Source organism: Flavobacterium denitrificans DSM 15936 (assembly GCF_000425445.1).
Classification (GTDB): Bacteria; Bacteroidota; Bacteroidia; order Flavobacteriales; family Flavobacteriaceae; genus Flavobacterium; species Flavobacterium denitrificans.
Genome location: NZ_KE384378.1, coordinates 146,715 through 170,362 on the forward strand (window position 1 = coordinate 146,715; position 23,648 = coordinate 170,362).

14 protein-coding genes are annotated in these 23,648 nt (G+C 35.4%); 2 read left to right on the forward strand and 12 right to left on the reverse strand.

Features of this window, described 5'->3' with window-relative positions; translation table 11 throughout:
* The first annotated feature begins 6 nt into the window (after nt 1-6).
* Nucleotides 7-2,874 carry a glycoside hydrolase family 2 protein gene (locus tag H600_RS0117245; RefSeq protein ID WP_026729957.1) on the forward strand — a complete coding sequence of 956 codons (2,868 nt, stop codon included), beginning with the start codon at nt 7-9 and terminating at the stop codon, nt 2,872-2,874.
* A gap of 141 nt (nt 2,875-3,015) precedes the next feature.
* Nucleotides 3,016-4,524 (forward strand): rhamnogalacturonan acetylesterase, encoded by a 1,509-nt coding sequence (locus H600_RS0117250; RefSeq protein ID WP_026729958.1) that lies wholly within the window; start codon nt 3,016-3,018, stop codon nt 4,522-4,524.
* 140 nt (nt 4,525-4,664) lie between these two features.
* On the opposite strand, the gene H600_RS0117255 is transcribed toward H600_RS0117250, so the two are convergent.
* From H600_RS0117255 to H600_RS0117310, 12 genes are all read right to left on the reverse strand, one after another.
* The gene (locus H600_RS0117255) at nt 4,665-4,841 is read right to left on the reverse strand and encodes a histone H1 (protein ID WP_026729959.1); all 177 of its coding nucleotides are present in this window, start codon (nt 4,839-4,841) and stop codon (nt 4,665-4,667) included.
* A 223-nt stretch (nt 4,842-5,064) separates the two neighbouring features.
* Entirely contained in the window at nt 5,065-7,506 is a 2,442-nt protein-coding gene (locus tag H600_RS22240; RefSeq protein WP_035108734.1) for a glycosyl hydrolase 115 family protein, read from the reverse strand.
* Nucleotides 7,507-7,720: 214 nt separating this feature from the next.
* A complete protein-coding gene (locus H600_RS0117265; RefSeq protein ID WP_026729960.1) occupies nt 7,721-9,049 on the reverse strand; it encodes a rhamnogalacturonidase in 1,329 nt (442 codons plus the stop codon).
* Nucleotides 9,050-9,214: 165 nt separating this feature from the next.
* On the reverse strand, nt 9,215-10,639 hold the full coding sequence (locus tag H600_RS0117270; RefSeq protein ID WP_035108735.1) for a family 43 glycosylhydrolase: 1,425 nt from the start codon (nt 10,637-10,639) through the stop codon (nt 9,215-9,217).
* Nucleotides 10,640-10,700: 61 nt separating this feature from the next.
* Nucleotides 10,701-12,035: a hypothetical protein gene (locus H600_RS0117275; protein ID WP_026729962.1), complete on the reverse strand. Its 1,335-nt coding sequence runs from the start codon at nt 12,033-12,035 to the stop codon at nt 10,701-10,703.
* Between the two features lie 242 nt (nt 12,036-12,277).
* A complete protein-coding gene (locus tag H600_RS0117280; RefSeq protein WP_026729963.1) occupies nt 12,278-13,627 on the reverse strand; it encodes a glycoside hydrolase family 88/105 protein in 1,350 nt (449 codons plus the stop codon).
* Between the two features lie 31 nt (nt 13,628-13,658).
* Nucleotides 13,659-14,927 carry a DUF4861 domain-containing protein gene (locus H600_RS0117285; RefSeq protein WP_026729964.1) on the reverse strand — a complete coding sequence of 423 codons (1,269 nt, stop codon included), beginning with the start codon at nt 14,925-14,927 and terminating at the stop codon, nt 13,659-13,661.
* A gap of 57 nt (nt 14,928-14,984) precedes the next feature.
* The gene (rhaM, locus tag H600_RS0117290; RefSeq protein ID WP_035108736.1) at nt 14,985-15,314 is read right to left on the reverse strand and encodes an L-rhamnose mutarotase; all 330 of its coding nucleotides are present in this window, start codon (nt 15,312-15,314) and stop codon (nt 14,985-14,987) included.
* Between the two features lie 3 nt (nt 15,315-15,317).
* A complete protein-coding gene (locus H600_RS0117295) occupies nt 15,318-16,337 on the reverse strand; it encodes a family 43 glycosylhydrolase (RefSeq protein ID WP_026729966.1) in 1,020 nt (339 codons plus the stop codon).
* A 202-nt stretch (nt 16,338-16,539) separates the two neighbouring features.
* A complete protein-coding gene (locus H600_RS0117300) occupies nt 16,540-18,075 on the reverse strand; it encodes a sialate O-acetylesterase (RefSeq protein ID WP_026729967.1) in 1,536 nt (511 codons plus the stop codon).
* Nucleotides 18,076-18,387: 312 nt separating this feature from the next.
* A complete protein-coding gene (locus H600_RS0117305) occupies nt 18,388-20,331 on the reverse strand; it encodes a RagB/SusD family nutrient uptake outer membrane protein (RefSeq protein WP_026729968.1) in 1,944 nt (647 codons plus the stop codon).
* Nucleotides 20,332-20,350: 19 nt separating this feature from the next.
* Nucleotides 20,351-23,488 carry a SusC/RagA family TonB-linked outer membrane protein gene (locus H600_RS0117310; protein WP_026729969.1) on the reverse strand — a complete coding sequence of 1,046 codons (3,138 nt, stop codon included), beginning with the start codon at nt 23,486-23,488 and terminating at the stop codon, nt 20,351-20,353.
* Nucleotides 23,489-23,648 lie beyond the last annotated feature (160 nt).

Here is a 23,648-nt window from a genome sequence, read left to right on the forward strand (position 1 = left end):
TTTACTATGCTACTAAAAAACACTATCCAAAATCTCTCGCTTGCTGCGTTCGTTTTTTTTCTGACCCAAAACAGCAATGCACAACAAACTGACAAAGTTTATCTTTCGGGAGAAGATTTTGAACATCCTGTGAAATGGGATTTTTATTGTACCGATGGAAATAACAGCAAAACTTGGTCAAAAATTAATGTTCCATCGCAATGGGAATTAGAAGGTTTTGGTGAATACACATACGGCCGTTGGTACAAAGAATTGAACCAAAAAGAGCCAAGCAAGGAAGAAGGTTTATACAAATTCGAATTTGATGTTCCAGCATCCTACAACGGAAAAGAGGTTTTGATCGCTTTTGGCGGTGCAATGACGGATACTGAAGTTAAAATAAACGGAAAATTGGCCGGAGCAATTCATCAAGGTGGTTTTTATGAATTCAAATATGACATTTCGTCTTTATTAAAATACGGATCTAAAAATACTTTAGAAGTTCACGTTTGGAAACATTCTGCAAATAAATCGGTTAATGCAGCAGAAAGAAGAGCAGATTGGTGGCTGTTTGGAGGAATCTATCGTCCGGTTTGGTTAGAAGTTTCACCAAAAACACATATTGAAAATATTGCTGTAAATCCGAAAATGGACGGTTCGATTACAGTTGATTTGAATCTTAAAAATGTTCCGAAAAATACCACTTTAGAAGCAACTTTAAAAGGTTTAAATGGAGAAAATTTCCAAACTTTTACTTTTCCTGTAAAAGCAAAAAGCACTAAAGAAAGCATTGCAGCGCAATGGAAAAACGTAAAGCCTTGGAATCCAGAAACTCCAAATTTATACAACCTACAACTGGTTTTAAAACAAAACGGAACTGTCCTTCATCAATATGACAAACGCATTGGTTTCAGAACTTTAGAGTTTAAAAAACAAGACGGAATTTATCTTAATGGTACCAAAATTATCATGAAAGGAATTAACCGTCATTCTTTTTGGCCAGAAGGAGGAAGAAGCACCAGCAAACGTATTAGTTTGTTAGATGCCAAATTGATTAAAGACATGAATATGAACGCCGTGCGCGGGCATTATCCTCCGGACACGCACTTTTTAGAAGTTTGTGATTCACTTGGTCTTTTTGTTTTGAATGAATTGGCTGGCTGGCAAAACTCTTACGATACTGAAACTGGAAAAAAATTAGCAACTGAAATGATTACGCGCGATGTAAATCATGCTTCTGTAATTATTTGGGATAACGGAAATGAAGGCGGATGGAATTATGATACTGATAAAGTCTTCGCAGATCTTGATCCCCAAAAAAGAATCGTAATTCATCCTTGGGCCGATTTTAATGGCTGGGACACGCACCACTACCCGACTTACTTAACCGGAATGCACCGTTTTAACGCCGGAGAAAATGTATTTTTCCCAACCGAATTTATGCACGGGACGTATGATAACGGCCACGGAGCAGCGCTAGAAGATTTCTGGAATCGATACAAAGAAAGTCCGCTTTTTGCAGGAGGATTTATGTGGGCAATGTTGGACGAAGCTGTTTATCGCTCTGATTGGAAAGGTGATGTGAAATTCGACTCAAAAGGTTCTTTAGCTGCGGACGGAATTTTAGGTCCACATCGTGAAAGAGAAGGAAGTTATTATACGGTAAAAGAAGTTTGGGCGCCAATTCAGTTTCAGCCAAAACAAGTTACGCCAGATTTTGATGGTTCTTTCTTGATTGCCAACGATTATCTTTTCAGTAATTTGAATACTTGCAAAATGGAATTCAAAGTATTACAATCAGATAAAAATGTGCTTTATACCACAGGAACTGCCAAAGAAATAAGTGGCGGAAAAATCGAAATTCCTAGTATTGATCCAGGCGAAACACGCAAAATTCAGTTTGCTGTTCCTAACAATTTTGCTGAAGGTGATGTTTTATCGATTTCGGCTTATGATCAATTTGGAAAAGAAATTTATACTTGGACTTGGCCGATTCACAAAGCTTTATTTTATGCCAATAAATTTTTAGCGGTTCAAAATACAAAAGCAAAAGCTTCGGCGGTAAAAACAGGAACTGACGTTACTTTAAAAGGTGGCGATGTTACGATCGTTTTAAATTCGGCTAACGGAGAAATTACTTCTGTTAAAAATGCAACTTCAACTATTCCTTTAACAAATGGTCCGCGTCCTATTGGAATGAAAGCGAAATTGAAAGATATTCAAGTTTCACAAGATGGCGATAAAGCAGTTTGTTTGGTTTCATATGTTGGAGGAATTTCATCTATCAAATGGACTATGGAAGCTGACGGAAGATTTAAAATGGAAATGATAGTTTTAAAAAATGAAAGAGCAAACGGTGCAGATGGATTTGACGGCTCTTTCTTTGAAGATAAAATCAACTCTTTCGGAATCACTTTCAGTTTTCCTGAAAAAGAAGTTACAGGAATTAAATGGTTTGGAAGAGGTCCTTACCATGTTTGGAAAAACAGAATTAAAGGAACAACTTATGGAATTTGGGAGAAAGACTATAACAATACGATTACGGGAGAAAGTTTTGAAAATCTAATTTATCCAGAATTCAAAGGTTATCACGCCAATTTGTTAGGAGCAAATTTAAAAGCGGACGCTTCATCATTTAAAGTTTTCAGTGAATCTGATAATTTGTTCTTGAGATTGTTTACCCCTGATTTGCCTAAAAATGGTTTCCCAGGAAGTAATCCGCAACCAGCATTTCCAGAAGGCGACATTTCGTTTATGTATGAAATTCCGGCGATGAGAGATTTCAAACCTTTGGAACAACAAGGACCTCAAAGTCAACCAACGAACATCAGAATTAAAAGCGGTGACGACGGAATTAAGATGAATTTGTGGTTTGATTTTAGAGATAAGATTTAAGTTACAGGTTTTCTTTGTTTCAGGTTTCAGGTTCAAAGAATTATACCTAACAGGTTTTGGAAACCTGTTAGGATACACACAATAATCTCCTAACAGGTTTCCAAAACCTGTTAGGTATTTTTTTAAACAATATTAAAACGCATGAAATCAATTAAAATACTTTCTGCTCTAATTTTAGCAGTATTATTTTTCAATTTTACATCGACAAAAAACAATAAGCCAACTGTTTATATGGTTGGTGATTCAACTGTAAAAAACGGCAAAGGCGACGGTGCGGGCGGACTTTGGGGCTGGGGCGATTATATTGGGCAATTTTTAGATACTACAAAAGTCAATATCGAAAATCATGCTTTGGGAGGAACCAGCAGCAGAACTTTTCAAGACAAAGGTTTATGGATTGAGGTTTTAAACAAACTTAAAAAAGGAGATTATGTTTTGATTCAGTTTGGACATAATGACGACGGGCCAATTAATGATACTATTCGTGCTCGTGGTACTTTTAAAGGAATTGGAAAGGAATCACAGGAAATTGACAATTTAATTACCAAAAAACACGAAACCGTTCACAGTTACGGCTGGTATATTCAGAAAGTGGTTCGTGAAGCCAAATCAAAAGGTGCTATTCCGATCATTTGTTCGCCAATTCCGAGAAATGATTGGAAGGAAGGAAAAGTGCCAAGAAACGACAAATCATATGGTTTATGGGCGAAACAAATTGCTGAAAAGGAAAAAGTTACTTTCATCAATTTGAACGAAAAAATGGCTGTAGAAATGGAGAAATTTGGCGAAGCAAAAGTAACCGGAACTTATTTCTACAAAAAAGATCATACACATACTTCTGCTAAAGGTGCTGTACTATCGGCATCAGTTATTATTAATGAATTAAAAGCAAGTAAAAATTCATTGAAAAATTACATTTTAGCCAATCCAAAAATTGTGCTTCCTCCAAAGAAAAAACTTTTTTTAATTGGCGATTCGACAATGGCGAATAATAACAATAATCCAGACGCCGTGGGTTGGGGCGTTCCATTTCCACAGTATTGTGATACGACGAGAATTGAAGTAATCAATAAAGCCAGAGGCGGCAGAAGCACCAGAACTTTTGTTTATGAAGGCCTTTGGGATGAAGTAAAAAATCAACTTCAGCCAGGAAATTTTGTAATTATTCAGTTTGGACATAATGACGCTGGCGATATTGACAAAGAAAAATTCAGAGGTTCACTAAAAGGAAATGGTGACGAAACTCAAGAAGTAACGCGTCTTGACGGCTCAAAAGAAATCGTACATACTTTTGGGTGGTATATGGTGAAATTCATCAAAGAAGCCAAAGAAAAAGGCGCTATTCCGATTGTTATAAGCTTGACGCCAAGAAACGAATGGCCAAATGACAAAGCAGAACGCAGAACGGATAGTTACGTAATTTGGTCTAAAATTGCAGCCGAAAAAGAAAAAGTTCCTTTTATAGATTTAAATGATATTGTGGCCACAAAATATGAGGCTTTAGGAAAAGAAAAAGTAAAAGCCTTTTTTCCAAAAGATCACACGCATACGGGTGCAGAAGGTGCTGCATTTAATGCGCTCACAGTTGCTGAAAGTCTTAAAAAGATAAAAGACTGTAATTTGAAAGATTATATTGAAACCTCAAAATAATTATAAATTATGAGTTATGAATTATAAGTTAAATACAAAGTCAAAATCAACTAATAATTCATAACTCATAATTCATAACTTAAAAAAAACCTCGTTTAAATTACTTAAACGAGGTTTTTGTTTTTGAAATACGAAGTGTATTATTTTTTTGATTCTTCGATAGAAACTTTTCTGAACTCTTTCAAAAGTTTTTCAATTTCTAAAGTAGCTTTTCTAGCTCTTGGTCCAGCAGCTTTGATACCTTTTTCAGTTAAAGATTCAGCTTCTGCTTTAAATGTGTCAATTTCGGCGTTGATTTTTACTAATAGATCTTTCATGCTTATACTTGTTAAATTAAGGCGCAAAAATAAAAGTTTGCTGGAACTATAACGCACGTTTAATGTTAAAATTATAACGGTTTACGCTATTTGAGTTAATAATTATTTAACCTGTTTTCTTTAAATCTCTATATCAATGGATTACAAAAATTTATAAATCTATTTTTTTTAAAATATTTTTTCTTTTAGCAGTTGTTACTGCTTCATAATCATCATTTAATGCTTATTTCAAAGGTATTTCGTAAGAACTTCCTTCGCTTGACGGATAAACTGCCAACTGATCTAGCACAATGCCTGTCTGGTTAACCTCAACTTTGATTGTGTGTTTTCCCTTCTCTAAATTCGATGCAGGAAGTTTTACAATGGCGCTGTTTCTTAAAACATTTTCTTTCCAAGTTTTTTCTCGATCTCTTGTATTCGTTTTAAAATTTTGTAAGACATTTTTATCCAATTGAATACCAATTTCATGATCAAAATTATTAGCATGAGTTGGAAGCAAACGAACTTCAATTTCATACTCTCCCGAAGTTTTAATTTCGAATTCGTAGATCGCAAAAGGTTTTTCTGTTTTGAAATATTGCTGTTTCAACGGAAACAAAGTAATCGCATTATTGCTGTAGCCTAAACCATTAATTGCTTTCCAATTGTAATTTTTAAGGCCTTTTTGAGAAACAAATGCATTCGCCTGAATTGCAATTCTATTTTCTGTCGATTTTTGCTCTTTTTTAATGAATTCAGGCTTTTTAACCGAATCAAAAACAGGCAGATTTCTAGGATGCATGGACATCATTTTGTTCCATTTTCCATTACTTAATTTGATATTGTAAAAATCTGTAAGCTCTTCGATCTTTTTATAAGATGCTGAAGCTAAAGCTTCATATTTCGCTTTTTCTTTTTCATCTGAAGTTATTGCTGCTAAATTCCAATAAAGAAACTTATGATTCATGTACGCTGCTCCTTTTACTGGATAAACTGCCAATTGAAACCAAGCATCTTTTCGCTCCTGCGGAATAAATGTGGAAAGGCTGTCAATTTTATCAATAAGTTTATCATACGATTTAATTCTGTTCCAAATTTCCTTTTCTGAAAAATCGGATAGTTTTACCTGCGTTGTTGGTTCAGTTTGGCTCCAGCCCATATATTCTGGTTTTCTAAGAAATGCTAAACGATAATATTCTTCAAAAACAGCACTTGCCTCAGAACTAATTTTAGGAAAAAATTCTCTAGACGCCCAATCTTTCAAATATTGATTAATTCCATCCGATTTGATACTGTTGATATTCCACGCCATATCCAAAAACAATTCTGTATCATATTCCGCAGGTTTTATATCACCAACGTTCACAATCCACATTTTGTTTGCACCATTTTGATACGCTTTATTCATTTCGTACCAAATCAAACCCGGTTGCATCGTACTTAACCAAAGATAATCGTGCGGTCTTCCCCAATAACTGATGTGATAATAAACGCCGCTTCCTCCTGTCCTTTTTTGCTCTTCTTCATTACTCAAACGACGAATGTATCCATAATTATCATCGGGCCAAACCAAAGTAATATCACTCGGAACTTTAAGTCCGTTATCGTATAATTCTAGAACTTCTTTGTAGGGAACAAAAGCTTGCGGAATTTCTGCCAAAGGTTTTTTAAAAGTATTAGAAAGCATTTCTCGCTGGTTCCCAATGATTTTTTCTACCATTGAAATCGATTCGTTCAAATCCTTCGCACCTTCCATTTTACTGTCGTGAACGCCTCGCATGCCGAGGGTCATAATCGTTTCATTTTTAGCCGATTTTAATTCGTCCAATCGCTCTTGCCAATATTGATCAACTTTTGCTTTATTAGTAAAATAATTGTAATCACCATAAATTTTTGGCTTCCATTCGTCAACATTATTTCGAAGCATCGGTTCTGCATGAGACGAACCAATTACGATATGGTATTTTTGCGCTATTTCTTTATTTCCCGCAATTGTAAAAAAGCCTTTTGTTGACGGATGCATTGCCGGCCAGATGGTGTTAGCTTTTAATCTTAATAATAATTGAAAGATTTTCTCATAGGTTTTCGGGCCAATATCACCCGTTTCTGGTTCAAATGTTTTAGCTGCCCAAGGCTGCAGTGCCCAATCTTCATCGTTTAAAAAAATGCCTCGATATTGAACCGAAGGCGATGTAATTATATTTTTACCTGAAAGTTTTAAAGAAAGTTTTTCTTGTTTTATTGGATGAACATCTGCCCACCATTTCCAAGGAGAAATCCCCAAACGATCTGATATTTCAAAAATGGCATAAACTGTTCCGCGAACATCAGAACCCGTAATTACAAGATTATCTTTTTCTTTTTTAATGGAAAATTTCTCCCATTGATTTAAAAGTTCTTTTTGCTCTTTTCTATTTTTAAAAAGTGCATTTGAAGCTTCTCCAATATAAATTCCGTTTTTAGAAAATGAATCTGCTTGCATTATTTCTGGTCGTTTTCCGGTTAATTCTTTGACATCATCAGCAAGTTCATTTACCGCCCAGATAATTAATGGATCTGCATTTTTGTCAATGTAAATGTTTACCGCATGATTTGAATCTGCGATTACAAAATCACTTGCGTTTTTGTTTTGGCAGAAAACATTTATGGATGAAATCGAGAAAATTAATAGCAGTATTTTTTTCATTTTGGAATTTATTTTGGACGTTTTATTAGGCCACGGATTTTACTGATTTAACGGATTTGCGCCAGTTTTGTCATTCCGAGGAACGAGGAATCACACTAGGGAATCGACAAAGATTGGCAATATTCTTTGCGGAGCTTCTAGTGTGATTCCTCGTTCCTCGGAATGACAAAAAACCTCTGGAACTTTGTAACTCTGTGACTCTGTCACTTTGAACCTACTCTACAACCTTCTTATTCACAGTAACATTTTTAAAAATCACACCATTTATTATGCTTTTATCGATTTCTGGTTTAGAAGATTCTATTTTTAAGTTTTCGAAAGTGAAGTTTGACAAACGCACATTTGGGTCGTTTTCTACTTTATAAAACATTTCGCATTTAAGATCAATGTTTTTTAAAGTAACGTTCGCTCCATAAGATAATGGGATATCAGGACGTCCTTTTAAATCAAAAAACTGTTTCCATGCTAAAATCGCCAGACCATTTTTAGTTAGTCCCTTGATATCTTCCAATCTGATGTATTCGTAAAGTTGTGGTGTATCAGGCCTCATTTTTAGATGCAGCAATATTGATGGCCCATCAACTTCACAATTACGCATAATGATGTTTCGGTTATGAATCGCTTCACTTCCATTAGTTAAAGCCGAATGACAATATCCAAATTTACAGTCTTCAATAATGATATTGGTGTTTGGTCCATTGTTTTTATCTTGATCTGCGTATGGTCCTTTACCGCCTTTTAACGCAATCGCATCATCATTTACAGACATATTAGTGCCTTTTATGAGTACGTTGCTGCAAATATCAAGATCAATTGCATCGGTACTTGGAGCATCACCTTTTTTGTGTGGCGAATAGATGTAAGCATCCAGTATTTTTATGTTATTGCATTTATAAAAATGATTTGTCCAAAATCCAGAATTAATGAATTTTACATCTTGAAATTGCACATTGTTTGAATTCCAAACAAACACTAATCTTGGTCTAGAAACCTCAAGATTGGTACATTTTGGATTTTCTTTACGGCGCGCCCAGAAAGCATCCCAATATTTTCTTCCATTACCGTTGATTGTTCCTTTTCCTGAAATCGAAAAATTATCAACGCCATAAGCATTTACCAAAGCTGGAAAATAATCTAGATTCTGGCCTTCCATTCTTGATGGCATAATTGGATAATTGGCAATATCATCGGAGCCCTTTAAAACCCCGCCTTCGCTGATATATAAAGCAGTTTTTGGTTTAAAAAACAAAGCACCACTCAGGTAAACTCCTTTTGGGATTATGATTACGCCTCCTCCATTTGCGGCCGCTTTATCTATGATTTTCTGAATCGCAACAGTCTGCAATTTTGTACTGTCCTTGCTTACGCCAAAATCAGTGATCGTGTATTTTTTTCCTAAATCTTTTAACTGAAGTTTTTTGTAATCTTTAAACCAAGATGTAATTTCAGTTCCATCAGGAAATTTGTCATTCGTGTATTTCTGTGAAAATGCATTTTGAGAAATTCCCAAAACACATAAAACTAAAGTGAAAAACTTTTTCATTGTATCTATTTTTATTTTATTTTTTATTGACTGTTCGCTTAGTGAACTAAATTTGTTTTAAATCCACAGATTAAAAAGATTTTAAGTTTTTTTTAATCTTAATCTGTGTTAATCCTTTTAATCTGTGGCAAAAAATTGATTAAATATGAAATACGAATAATTATTTTATTTCTTTATTTCAATTTGAGTTACAGAAATATAATATCCTGTACTTCCGTAATTTGATTTTCTTTTATCGGACCAATTTGGTCTTTCTCCAGTTCCTGAAACCGTTAAAACGTAATTTCCGTTTTTCAAAATTGGAGATTTATAAACTGTTGTTTCTGTCGAACTTTTACTGTACGAATCAATAATCGCTGAAGTTATAATTTTTCCTTTTTCATCGGTTAAAACAACTTTAGCATAACCATTTTCAGATCCAACAAAACTTGAAAAACCAATTTGCTGGCCTTTGAATTTTATTGAAAACGAAGCATTTTTATCGTCTGACTTGCTTTCTTTATCTGTATGACTCCAATTGCCAGAATATGCAATTTCTTTATTGTTATTTTTCAGAATTTTATTGGTATTTTTTGGAACAGATGCAATTCCGGTAGCCAAATCAATTTTCCATGTTTCCTTATAAACCGGAATTGAAAGCGACTTTCCTGAAATTGCTAACGGTTGCCAAACATAAGTTGCAGAAGAAGCTTGGTTAGGAAACGACCAGCGATCACCCATAAACATATAAGTTGTTTCTTTTGAACCTTGAATTGGCAAAACAAAAGTCGATTGCGAATTCCATGTCAGCGTTTCTTTTGGCGCAACTAAACCTTGAAATTCCCAAGGTCCTTTTATTGAATTTGAAGTGTAATAATAATTGTCATTTTTCTCCCAACTGGTTAAATGCGAACCAATGAAATAATACAAATTATCTTTTTTAAGCATCGTTGGCGATTCAAATCCGGTTGTTATATTTTCATTTACCTTTTCTGTAACCGATTTATAATCATCGCTTAATTTGTAAATTTCACCGCCATGAACGAGAATATATCCAGAACCGTCAGAATCTTGAAAAGTTCCCATATCCCATTTTTTGATTGGTTTTCCATCAAATAAAAGTGGGCCTTTAAATTCATATGGACCTTCAATATTTTTGGAAACCGCATAACCCACAAACTGATCTTTATACGTTAAAGTATCGGCATGCATATACATTACGAACTCACTTGTTTTAGGACATTTCATTACTTTCACGCGTTCGCCCACACGATTTGGCCCCAATTTTCCAGATTCCTGAACTGGAAGCGCTACTTTTTCAAATTTCCAATTGTAAAGATCTTTTGAAGAATAACAATTAAATCCTGCAAATGCATTGCTGGTGTCACTGTGTGCTTCTCCAAACAAATAAAATGTATCTTTTTCTTTTATAATGTTTGCTCCATGCGCGCTTACAATATTTCCATTTTGGTCAAGCCAAGGCGTTCCAGAATTGATCGCCTCATATTTTCCTGGCTGTTGTGCTAGTACAAAAGCAGAATTCATCAAAAGAAACAGACCAACCATTTCTCTAATCAAACTTTTTAAATCGGAATAAATCTTAGTAAACATTCTATTTTCTATTTTCTTGCTTCTTGCTTCCTGCTTCTTGCTTCTTTCTTTCTAATTCTTTCTATTTTCGTTTCAACCATTCCTTCGGAACATTTACAATACAAATATTCAGCGTTCTATTATCTTCAGAAAGCATTGCCGACTGAATCTGAATTTTTGTTCCGTCTCTGTTGAAAGTTGGGTGAACGTGATCTGCTGCGGTTTCTTTGTGTCCCGTAGTCAGCATTTTCATTTCATTTGTTTTTCGGTCAATCAAATATAAACTTCTTGAAAAATCATCTCCAACAGCCCACCTTCCGTCAGAAGAACCGTGAACATGCCATAAACCGCTACCGCTTTTGGTTTGTCCGGCAATAATCATTTCACGTGTTCTTAAGTTTACAATCGCTAAACCAGTTGGTTTTTCTCTGGTTCCCGAATTTCCCCAATTGCTTTCCTGACCCGGATTTTGCGGATTTCTAACTTCTGTGCTGTTCGTCACTTCTACAGGTGCATCTTTTTGAATATCAATTTTTCTGTGTCCCATAATTGCCATCGCTACTTCATCTTTAGAAATTACAGCTTCGTGCGTTACCCATTCAAAATCAGATTCAGGATATAAAGGTCGTAATCCTGTTCCGTCTGCCATAACGGTCCAAGTTCTTTGTGGAGATTTTCCGCCTGTTTCCCAGCAAAAAACCAATTCGCCCGGATTCCAGATATTAGACTGAATATGTCCGACTTGAAATGGCACAGAAACCACATGTTTTATTTCTCCGGTTTTGATATTCATACTGCTGATGCCACCCGGTCCAGCGCCCATATTTCTTGGTCCAAAACTCTTTTCTATTTTTATATTTGGATCCAAATGTCTTGCCGCTTCTTCTTTTCCAATTCTGAAATAAACGCGATCTTCATTAGCATCCAAAGCCATATCTCCTGAAGCGCCCATTTCTGGATTTGTTGTACCGCAAATGCGTTCATAAGCCGAAACGGGTTTCATTTTCCCTTTTTCACTATCAGTAAAAACGGCTTCCAGATTCACTTCCATAATCTGCATTTTATCGCTATCGCCTTTTCGCATAAAATAAAGCTTCATCGATTTTTGCGCCATGCATAAAGTTCCTGTATAACCACCTTCGGTAACCTGAACCATAACGCCAGATTTTTCATTGACAGCCATTGCTTCTCCGTTGGCTCTTTTGGTTCTGAAGATAAGCCATTCGCCATCAGCAGTCCATTGCGGATGCGTTGGGTAGGTTTTTGAATCTCCAGCCGATTTTGTGGTTAAAAAGATTAGATCTAAGCCTGTAACGGGATCTTTGATTATCTTTTTTTCTGATGGAAATCGTTTTCCTATTTGGGCAAAAGCAATTGTGCTCAGTAATAAGAAAAGTATGTTTATTATTGGTTTCATATGATGTTGGGTGTTTCGCCGTGAAGCCACTAAGTTTTTTTAATGCTTTGTCAATGAATCTCGCAAAGGCGCTAAGTCGCAAAGTTTCTTTTGCTATGAACACAGAATTGGCTAAAGCCGATTGTGATAACTTATATTTTACCTCCAGTTAAAACTGGAGGCAATTAAAATTTAAAACTTTGCGACTCTGCGACTTTGCGAGATTAAAACTTTACTAAAACCTTAATCAAAAAAACTTCGTTTTACTTATGCAGATTATCTTTTCCTTCGATTTTCAATTGGATCGAGCTATCGTTTATCTGAAACTGACTGTCTTTAAGAAGCATAATCACTTCAGCTCCGGCTAATAAAACTGGACCATAACCATGCGCTGCAAAAACATTTACTGGACGATAATAATAGAAAGCAGGGTCAAAACCCATTCCGGTTCCAACGCAAGTTCCCTCCACTTGACCTTTGTCGTTTACTTTTGTAGCGACTGCATTCCAAGCCAATAAAACTGCTGGAGCATATGTCATTTTATCAACATAACCTCGATTAATTGCTCTTGCGATTGAATATGCATAAATTGCTGTTGCAGAAGTTTCTAAATACGAATCATTTCGATCTAACAATTGATGCCAAAAACCAGTTCCATCTTGGTATTGAACCAATCCTGCGATATGTTTTTGCAATTGCGCCAAAACTTGATTGTAACCTGGATGATTTTTTGGAAGTACTTCTAACAATTCTACCATTGTCATAACTGCCCAACCATTTGCTCTTGCCCAATGAAACTGCGGATGAACCTGCATCGATTCTACCCAACCGTGCATATAGATTCCTTTTTGGCTGTTGAACATTCTTTCAGAAAACTGATTTACTTGTTTTACTGCGTCATCGAAATATTTTGTATTTCCAGTATAACTTCCCATTTGTGCCAATGCAGGAACACTCATAAACATATCGTCAAGCCAAAGTGTATTATCTTGCGGTCTGTTTCTAGCTAAAGTTCCGTCTTTTAATCGGAATTGTTTGTTGCTGATAAAGTCGATGTAATTGTTTACTAATGGATCTATATTAGCTTTCAAACCGTCTTTTTTTGCTTTGATGAAAGCGGCACAAAGAGCTCCGGCAAAATCCAATGCTTCAGGATGAAGTGTTTTTAACATGTCTTTATCCTTGATATTTTTCTCGTTGTAATTTTCGGCTATATCTGCAATTAACTGCACTCTTTTATTGGTGTAATCAGCATAATATTTTTCGCCTGTTGCTTTAGAAGCCAAAAGCATTCCGGCATAAGTTACTCCCCATTCATAACTCGTTAACCTAAAAGCACCAGGTTCAAAAACAATATCCTGGTTTCCTTTTTTATAATTTGTTATTTCCGCTTTAGTATTAGCATCAACAATTTTAGAAGCCGAATTTTTATCTAAAAAATTGTACACTCTGTCCAATACCGCTTTTATATTTTCCTTTTGCGGAATCACATACGGTGTTGGGTAATCAGGTTGCATTAAATGTAAAGGTGCAGTTGCATCTGTTTTTTGAGCGTTTGCAGTACCAAATACTCCAAAAGCGAATAACGTTATTGTGGTTAATTTATAATTCATGGTTAGTGTTTTTAGTTAGTTGACAATGAAATTACTTACTTACTTCAACCGTTATTTTGGCCGAAAGTTGTTTAGCCAAAGTGGTTACATAATTGCTGAAATATTTCGAATCTTTAAAATTTTTATCGGCACTTAGCTCCCAGCCTGCAATGGCGTAGTAGCTGATTTTTTTATTGTTCTCAATCGTTAATTTTGCCAAATATGAATCGGTTAGCTGACCTGTTTTTGGTGCTTCGATATAACCTTGATAAATTTTCTTCGGAACCAAAATTGCAGTTCCCAAAATCCATTCGCGATTGTATGTCAAATTATCATGCTGAATAAAACAAACCCAGTCTCCTGCTTCGACCACCTGCAACGGGTTTTTATTATTGATGTTTGAAATTGCTGCTAAAAATGTTTCGCCTCCTTTTAGTCCGCTGATGTAAACGGTGTTCTCATAACCGTACATTCCTGGCCAAATTGAAGTTGTTTCTTGAACTTGATAATTATTTCCAGAAGCCTTCCAATTTTGGTATTTATAACTCAAAACCGAATTTACTGGACCTTCACTCACAATCTTGAAAGTTGTTTTTTCAACGTTATTCAAAGTATCATTCGTCAAAATTCCAAGTCTGTTGATTTTATCATTAATCAATAAAGCATAACCGCCTAGACCAACAGAATTTCCAACAGGAAAAATATCTCTTCCCCAGTCGTACATTACGTGGTAATTGTCTTCAACAGCACCTTTGGCATTAATTCCAACATTTTCAGGCGTAATTGCGGGGATTTTTTTTCCGAAAACATCTTTCGAATTCCTTCCATCCAAATAATGTCTGAAACCAACTTTATCATTTTCCCAAGTTGGACCGTCTGTTTGATACTTTTGAAAGCCTAATTTCTTATGCACCTGATTTGCCATTAAAACTTCCTCAGTTGCTGGCTGAACTGGCAAATCTTTGGCTTCTCTTTTTCCAAAACGCACACTGGTTTTTATTGGAAATTTTGGATCTTTTAAGGACCAATTTAATGTTGCGGTTTTCTTTTCATTTGGTGCAAGATCAGTTACTAAGAAAAGTTCATCCCATTTCCCATCACCATCCAAATCATTTAATTGTGCTGGAATTGTATCGTTTTTACTGATCAAAATCGGGAAACTGTTTGCAACGTATTTTGATGCAATTTGGTTTCTTTTAATGCTGATTGCTTTTTGCGGAACAGCAATATCAGAAGTGTTTTTTAATGTAATTTTTTGTGCATTGCAATTAATGAAAATTGCGGTTGCAAAAGCTATTGACAAATAATATTTTGTTTTCATTTTTTTTCTTTTTGTTTCAGGTTTGAAGTTTCAGGTTTCAGGTTAAAAAACAATCGTTTAATCCAAATGAAAAACTTCTTTTAAGCCAATTGCAACAGGCGAATTGTCTGGGTTTGTTTCCATAATATCGCCCATATAGGCCCACCATTTTTTTACGATTGGGTGATTTGGCAAATAATCGAAGTCAAAATCTGGGCTTATTTTTTGAACTGCAAAAAGGGCAAGTGTTTCTTCATCTAAAAAAATACTATAATCCTGTATTCCAGTTTCTGAAAGCAAATCCGATAATTCTGGCCAGATTTCGTCATGTCTTTTTTTGTATTCAGCCTCAAAACCTGGTTTTAATTGCATTTTGAAAGCATTTCGAATTGTATTTTTATTTGCCATTTTTTAGTGTTTTAAATTGATTTGAACCTGCTTATCTCTATTGCAGATAATTTCGCCATTTATATATTCTAGTTCTGCTACTTGAATAGAACTTCTTTTTGTTTCATAACTATCAACGCCTTTATTTTCAGGAGTTCTTCCAGGATGCGTAAAATAAAAAATATATGCTTTCCCGTTATTTACAATTACATCAGGATGCCCTCCAATAACTTTATCATCTACACCAGTTCCGGGCGTTTGAAGGATATTCTTTTCTTGGCGATTCCAATTTAAAAAATCTTCTGAAGAATAAACGTTTAATCCTCTCCAAGAATCAGAAATCATCCAGTTTTTTCCTTTCCAAACAAAAACTTTTGGCCCTTCACCTCTATCTTTTACAATTTTCGTTCCTCTGTCTGTCCAATTATATAGATCTTTACTGTCTGCATAATAAATTGACTTACCTTCATTTTCATTGTTATAGAACATTCTCCAAGTTCCGTTTGGCAATCTAAAAACCGATGCATCAATACATCTTTCAGAAGCCAATTTCAACTCCGATTCAAATTTCCAATCCATTAAATTTGAACTTGTCAAATGAATAATCGAACGCGGATGGTACCAATCATTGAAAATTCCGGGAACGATTGTCAAATACATATGATATTTATTTTTGTATTTAATGATATCTGGCGCCCAATATGTCACATCTTTTAAATTGTATTTAATGTTACAAGTATCTTTATATGTCCATTTTGCGCCATCTTCAGAAGTTGCAACACCAATTTTCGTTCCATGTACCCAAGTGATTCCTTTTGCGGTTGTATCCTTTGCTCTTCTATTGGTATAAAACATGAACCATTTTTTCTCCTTTTCATTCCAAATAATTGTTGGATCGGCAGCTCCATCAAAAATAGGATCGCGAAATAATGGTTTTGGCGCAATATGTTTTTGGTCTTCTTTTCTTTCTTTTTGTGCTGTCATTGTTAGGGTAAACAAGACTGCTGAAAGATTTAGAAGAAGATATTTTAGTTTAATTTTCATTTAATATTTTTATATTTTTCTCGCAGATTCTGCAGATTTAGCAGATTCTTTATTTTTATTTTTATTTCTCAGTTTTGTCATTCCGAGGAACGAGGAATCATACTAGAAACTCCGTATAGATTGTCGCAATTCTTTGTCGAATCCCGAGTGTGATTCCTCGTTCCTCGGAATGACAAACTATGCTTCTAATTCTATTACTAAATTAATTTTTCTTTCCATTTTCTGTTGACCAGTCATCTGTCCTGAAAGGCGATGCAGGCAAATTTTCGGCGTTGAATAAATTCGGTTCTGGAACGGCTTTCCATGCAAAACGAACTGCAATAGGCTCTTTTACTTTTTCAGAAGAAACTACAATTGTTTTGCCCTCAATTTTTGCTGTTGCAGGATAAAACACTTTGTCATTTCCTGCGATTTCAAATTCTTTCAAAGCTTCGTTGCTCTTTTTAAATCCGTTTTGAACATCATCAAAAAACAATTTGATTCGCTGTTTTTTGATTTCCATGTGATTGTACGTTGGTCCAGAAAATATCAATTTGCTTTCTCCATATGTTTTTGCTTTTGCCAGCAAAGCCAAACGATAACCAACAGTTTGTTTGTCAATTGGATGAATATTTGTAGCATTACCAACATCCGTTGTTACGACCATTCCCGAATTCGGAATCACTTTAGAAGCCATCAATTGTGCTTCTCGAATATCAGGATTTTGGCCTTTGTGCGGTGTAATCTGAACGTAATAAAATGGAAAATCACCTTGATTCCATTCGCTTCTCCAACTTTTTACCATTGCTGGAAAAAGACTTCTATATAAAAATGCTTTTTCCGCATTGCTTTCTCCTTGGTACCAAATTACACCTTTCATCGTATAATTTGTTACAGGGTGCAACATCGCATTGTACAATACATACGACGTTTTGTTTTCTTCTTTTTTAGGTTTTTTCAGTTGACTTTTAGAAATATCACCATTATTTGCAAGACGTTCTTTTGCTAAATCAGCATAATAATTTTCTAATTTTTCTTGAAACAATTTTTCATTTTTTGCATCCTGTTCCAAAATCGGAAGGAAATCCGTGTTTTGCTCTAAAATGGTTTGCGAAGTCCAAGCTTCAGCTTTTGTTCCGCCCCATGACGTCGAAATCAATCCAATTGGAACTTTTAAATTTTGATACAAATCTCTTCCAAAGAAATAAGCAACTGCCGAAAATGTTTTAATCGTCGATGGTGAACATTCAGCCCAATTTCCTGTTACATCTTCTAGTGGTTTTTGAGACGCTTTTGTCAATACGGTAAATAATCTGATAGCTGGAAAATTCGCATTTTGAACTTCTTCTTCGTAATTTTTAACGCCTGTTTTCCAAGTCCCTTCTTCTTTCCCAACAGGAAAATACATATTAGATTGTCCGGAACAAATCCAAACCTCACCAATCAAAATATTTTTAAGAACGATTTTATTTGAGGCTTCAATTACTATATCATAATTTTTTTCGCTTCCCGTAGGTGTACTAACTGCAGTTTTCCAAGTTCCATCAGTATTTGCAGTGACTTCTACGGGGAAATTTTGCCAACCTAATTGCAGTTTTATTTTTTCATTTGGAGAAGCCCATCCCCACAAATTTACTTTTGAATTTTGTTGCAAAACCATATTACTTCCAACCAAAGCAGGGAGTTTTACTTGAGCACTGGCCGTCAGTTTTAATCCTAAAACAATGAAAAATAACAACAGTTTCTTTAAATAAATCATGCGGAATATAATTATAATACCAAAACTTTAAAGATAAAGCACTAAAACGATATCGGTATCCTGTGCTTCCCTGTTTTACTAAAAATATAGAAAACAAAAAAGGCAGCAACAAGAGTTACTGCCTTCGTAAAATCAAAACCACTTAATTTTACCATTACCATATTAACGAAAACCAATATCCTTAAAATGATAATCAAATATATTTATTAAATAACTGAGAACTATCCTGTTGTACCCTGCTTGAACATAAAAAAAACCGTCTCAAAAATTGAGACGGTTTTTAACGTAAAAAAACAAAAAAATAAGTTTTTATTAGTACCCTGGATTTTGCATTGCATCTTTTTCTGCAGCAGTCAAAGGTCTTCCGTTTGCGTAAACTCCATCAAGGAAAGTTTGTGGAATAGGACGCAAATTATGAAACTCCTGAATGTTTGCCGCGGCTTCAATATTATACGCTTTTGCTCTTGCAACTAATGTTTTTGTACGGCTTAGATCTTCCCAACGGTGAAACTCTCCACACAATTCTCTAGTACGCTCATTCAATACCAAACATAACATTCTGTCATAATCTGTTCCATATCCTAATTTTGCAATTACTGCCATGTCTTCTGCAGGCAATGCATTAATACTGCTTATTGCCAAGCTTGTTGCTGTTGTTGTAACCGCAATATTATTTGACTCATAATAGGAGTTTTCAGGAATATATGAAATTGGAATTCCGGCCTGACCTGTTGTTGTATAAGCCGCTGAACCATCTGCGTAAGCTGCACGATTTTCACCCGATTTATACGCCGCACGCGCACGAACCGTATTAATATATGGCAATGCATCTGCAAATGTTGCTCCACCCGCTTTTGCTAAACGAATTTTAGCTTCAGCCGCCATTAAGTACGTTTCTCCAGAACGCGCTAATGTTATGTCACGAGATCCTTTTATATTACTCAAATCGATTCTGTTTCCGTCCATGTATTTGCTTAAAGAAGGGAATCTTACATCGGCCATTAAGCCCACTTTATCTGCGGCATATGCTACAAAAACACTTGGAATTGTTTTTCCTGTTTTTGGATAAATAATTACATCTGTATTTTTAGTTTTAGCAAAACGAGTATCGCTTGGACTATTCACTACATACATAATACCTAAATCACCATTTTTGTAAACAGCTCCAGATGCATTATTTACAATACTTTTTGTCTGGAAGCTTTTCCAGAATCGAGAATCGTTTATATGGTCAAAGGCATCATATACAAAGTATGTCGGTGCCAAACGGCTGAATGGTCTACCACCTGCAAGGTTACGTCTCATTTGGGGCAATTGATCGTAAGTTGAAAGGAAATACAAATGCTGCTGATTTCCTCCTGTAGTTAATGGACTTGCGTTGAACTGCGCTGACAAAATTAGCTCAGGAAGTTTTTCGTTAGCACCATCTGCAGTTGTATATGACCATAAATTATCATAATTAGCTGCTAATGGGTGGCGTGAAATTACTTCATCAGACAAAGCAACAACTTGCTGCAAATCGGCAGTTTTTGTTGTTCCGTTCCAACTATCATTAATTTCACTTGCACGTGTCAAATAAGCCTTTGCCAAATAATGAGCAGCGGCGTCTTTCGTGATTTTTGCAGGAGCTCCAGCGTTTCCAAGTAAATTGTAAGCTTGTTTAAAGTCTTCAATTACCTGATTTAAAACTTCCTGAGGAGACGCTCTTGTAAACTCTAATTCAACTGTAGAACTAGTTTTCAATTTTAACGGAACAGCTCCATATTGCCTAACCAGCTGCAGGTAACTAAAAGCTCTTAAAAAATATCCTTCGCCCAAAGCAGTCTTCTTGATTGCATCATTTGTTGAAACAATATTGGTTGCAGATTCAATTAATGTATTGGCATTTCCAATTCCGATATACAAATTATCCCAATGCGTATTTGCTGCAACAGTATTAGCATTAGAAACGGTTACAAACGCATTAAAACCAGAAGCATAAGAGTTCCAAACCCAGTTTGAAGGGTCGCCTCCCGCGTGAAATTCATCAGTTCCAGATTCGGTAGAACACAAAGGTACTTCACCTTGAAATTCTGCCGCAAATACTTGATAATAAGTTCCTACTGCCAAAGCCTGAATTCCAGCCTCGGTTTTGTAATACTCTTGACTGTATGCTGTTGTCAACTCTTCGTCTAGATAATCCTTACTGCATGAACTTCCTAAGGTCAGCGCCGCAACAAGCATTAAGTTGATATATAGTTTTTTATAATTTTTCATAATGATGTTTTTAAATTATTTAGAATTCTACATTTAACCCTAAAGTTATACCTCTGTTTGAAGCCGTTGTCTGCGTATCTAAATCAGTCCATTTTACTTTTGTGAAAATCATTCCAGGATTATTTGCCTGACAGTATAATCTCAATTTAGAAAGTCCTAAGCTTTGTACTAAATCTTTATCAAAACGGTATCCTAGTGAAATATTTCTCATTTTCAAGAATGAACCATTGCGATACCCTAAAATAGGGAAATAAGGATCAGCTGTACCAGCAGAATAAATAGGCTTTTGATATTCTGAATTTGTATTATTATCTGTATAATAATTGATTGATCTTTGGCTTCCTTTTGCACCTTCATTTTCTCCTCCTGTATCATATAAATACCCCATACGACCATACACGAAGAATGATAATTCGAAATTTTTGTAGCTGAAAGTATTGGTCATACCAAAAATATATTTTGGATCTTTTGAACCAATGATTACACGGTCATTAGTAGCATCAATTTTATAATCGCCATTTTGGTCAACAGGTCTTGCGTTACCAAAAGAGAAAATATTTGAACCCGCTGCAGCATTAAATTTAGCCATTTCAGCAGCATCTTCTGGTTTCCAGATTCCGTTTGATTCAAAACCATAAATTACGTTTTGAGAATCTCCAATAAACAAGTTATTATTGATGTCGTCAAATTTTCCGTTTTGAAGCGATACAATTTTATTTTGCTGATAGGAAGCACTGATAGTAGTACTCCACTCAAAATCTTTGGTTGTCACGTTAACTGTATTCAAAGTAAGCTCGACCCCTTTTCCTTCAGTTTCTCCAACGTTTTGGTAGGTATCTTTAACCCCAATAACGGTTGGCACACTGCTTTTTAATAATAAATCAGTCGTTTTGCTTGTAAAATAATCTAAAGCACCTGAAACTCTGTTGCTGAACAACGCAAAATCAATACCATAGTTAAACTGTGCTGTTTGCTCCCAACCTAAATCAACATTTCCTAAAGAAGTATTATTTACAACACCAGATCCGTTAGGATAAACAATACCAACTAATGGTGGTTGCGTTGCATAAGCAGGAACAGCAGCGTTCCCTGTCTCACCATAACCAACTCTTACTTTTAATTGATTGATCCAAGAAACATTTTCTAAGAATTTTTCTTTGTTTAAAACCCATGCAGCTGAAGCACTAGGGAAAAATGCCCATCTGTTTTCTGATGCTAATTGTGATGCTCCATCATAACGTCCTGAAGCGGTAAACAAATATTTATCAGCATAAGTATAATTTACTCTACCCATGTAAGACAACAAACCTGTATCTGTCAATCCAGAAGAATATCCAGCTAAAGTAACATTTGCAGGATTCAATGCATTCCATTTGTTTTCAGGATTTTTTATATCATTGGCAGACATTGAACTACTCTCATTATGATATTCAGTCTGGCTCATTAACAAGGTACCACCAATACTGTGATTCCCCCATGTTTTATTATAGAGAAGCAAGTTATCTAATGTATATGAAATAGTTTGTTCTTTAGCTAGAGAAGCAAAACTAGTTCCTGAACGTATAGCCGATTTACCATCTAAATAAACACCATCTCGGAATGATGTAAGATCAGGACCAAAATTAATACGGTATTTTAAACCATCCAGTTTTGATGAAATTGCTCCTAAATCAAATTGAGCATACAAGCTACCAAAAGCACGTAAAGTTATACGCTGATCTTGTGATAATTTATATTCATCAACCGGAGTTCTGATCGTTGAATCTCCACCAGGATTATCAATTCTGTTTCCATTAGCATCATAAGGAACTGCATAAGGAAGGTTTGTACGAGCTGTAGCATAAATTCCTGTTGAACTTGTTACCGCTGTTCTTCCAACGTTTGACTGTCCATATTCGTTTACTCCATAACTTGTATTAAGACTTACACCCATTGAAAACCATTTTGTTGGCGTAATATCAACATTTGCAGTACCGCTGTAACGCACAAAACTTTGACCAAATAAAGTTCCTGTATTATCTAAATATCCAAAAGAACCATAAGCTTTCATTTTTTCAGTACCACCGCTTACGCCAATTGTGTGTTGTTGCGTAATTCCGGTACGAGTTACAAATTTTGTCCAATCTGTAGTTGCAACTTTAGAGCCATCCCAAGTTGTAGTAAGATTACCATTTGCATCTCTCCATCCTTTTTCAACATTTGCCCAAGCGGATGGATCAGCAGAAGCTAGGAAAATCAACTTATCATTATCAATATTTGGAGCATCTCCTTTAGGGAAGGCAGATGGATTAGAGTAATATCTTCCCCAACGGCGAAATTCAATATATTCGCCAGCGGTCATCATCGGTGCATTTTCATGAATAGTTTCGGTCATTAACGAAGTATCATAGTTTAATGTAAATCTTCCGTTTTTACCTTTTTTAGTTGTTACGATAATAACTCCGTTTGCTCCGCGAGAACCATAAATAGCGGTTGCAGAAGCATCTTTTAAAACGTCGATTGTTTCAATATCAGTTGGATTCAAGAAATCGATACCTCCAGAATTCGGATCAGCACTAATTCTACCTGTAGTAGCATCTGTTACTAATCTTGTATTTAATGGAATACCATCAACAACATAAAGAGGAGCATTTGAAGCAGAAATAGAACGAGCTCCACGAATGGTAACATTCCCTACAGTTCCCGGACGCTCATTTGAACTAATATCAACACCTGCCGCTTTTCCTTGCATAGCCTGCACAGCATTAACAACCGGACGAGATCCAATTTCCTCAGCATTTACACTCACAATTGATCCGGTAAGATCCTTTTTCTTTTTGGTACCGTAACCTACTACGACTACCTCCTCAAGAGAATTATCCTCTTCTTTCAGTACTACATTGTAAACAGTAGCTGCGCCAACTGTGACTTCTTGTTTTTTAAAGCCTATAAAGCTATAAACAAGAACGTTTCCAGAAGCCGCATTAATGGAGTAACTTCCATCTAGATCTGTACTTACACCATTCTGGCTTCCTTTGATGAGTACATTGACACCAGGAATTGGCAATCCTGCTGCGTCTTTAATAGTACCTTTGACTACTTTGCTCTGTGCGTAACCAGATGCATGCATTAAAGCAAGCATGGCTATCAGCAACAGCACACTCAATTTGTTTTTCATAAAAGTTAAATTTGGTTAATTAATTAGTTACTCAAATTTATTTAGAAGAAAATTCGGCACTATCCTGTAGTGTCCTGTAAAGTAATTTAGTACCATTCTAATTTACAGAGTTTTACAAAATAGTTTTAAGTTTTTTTTAACCATAAAATCCTTCAAATGG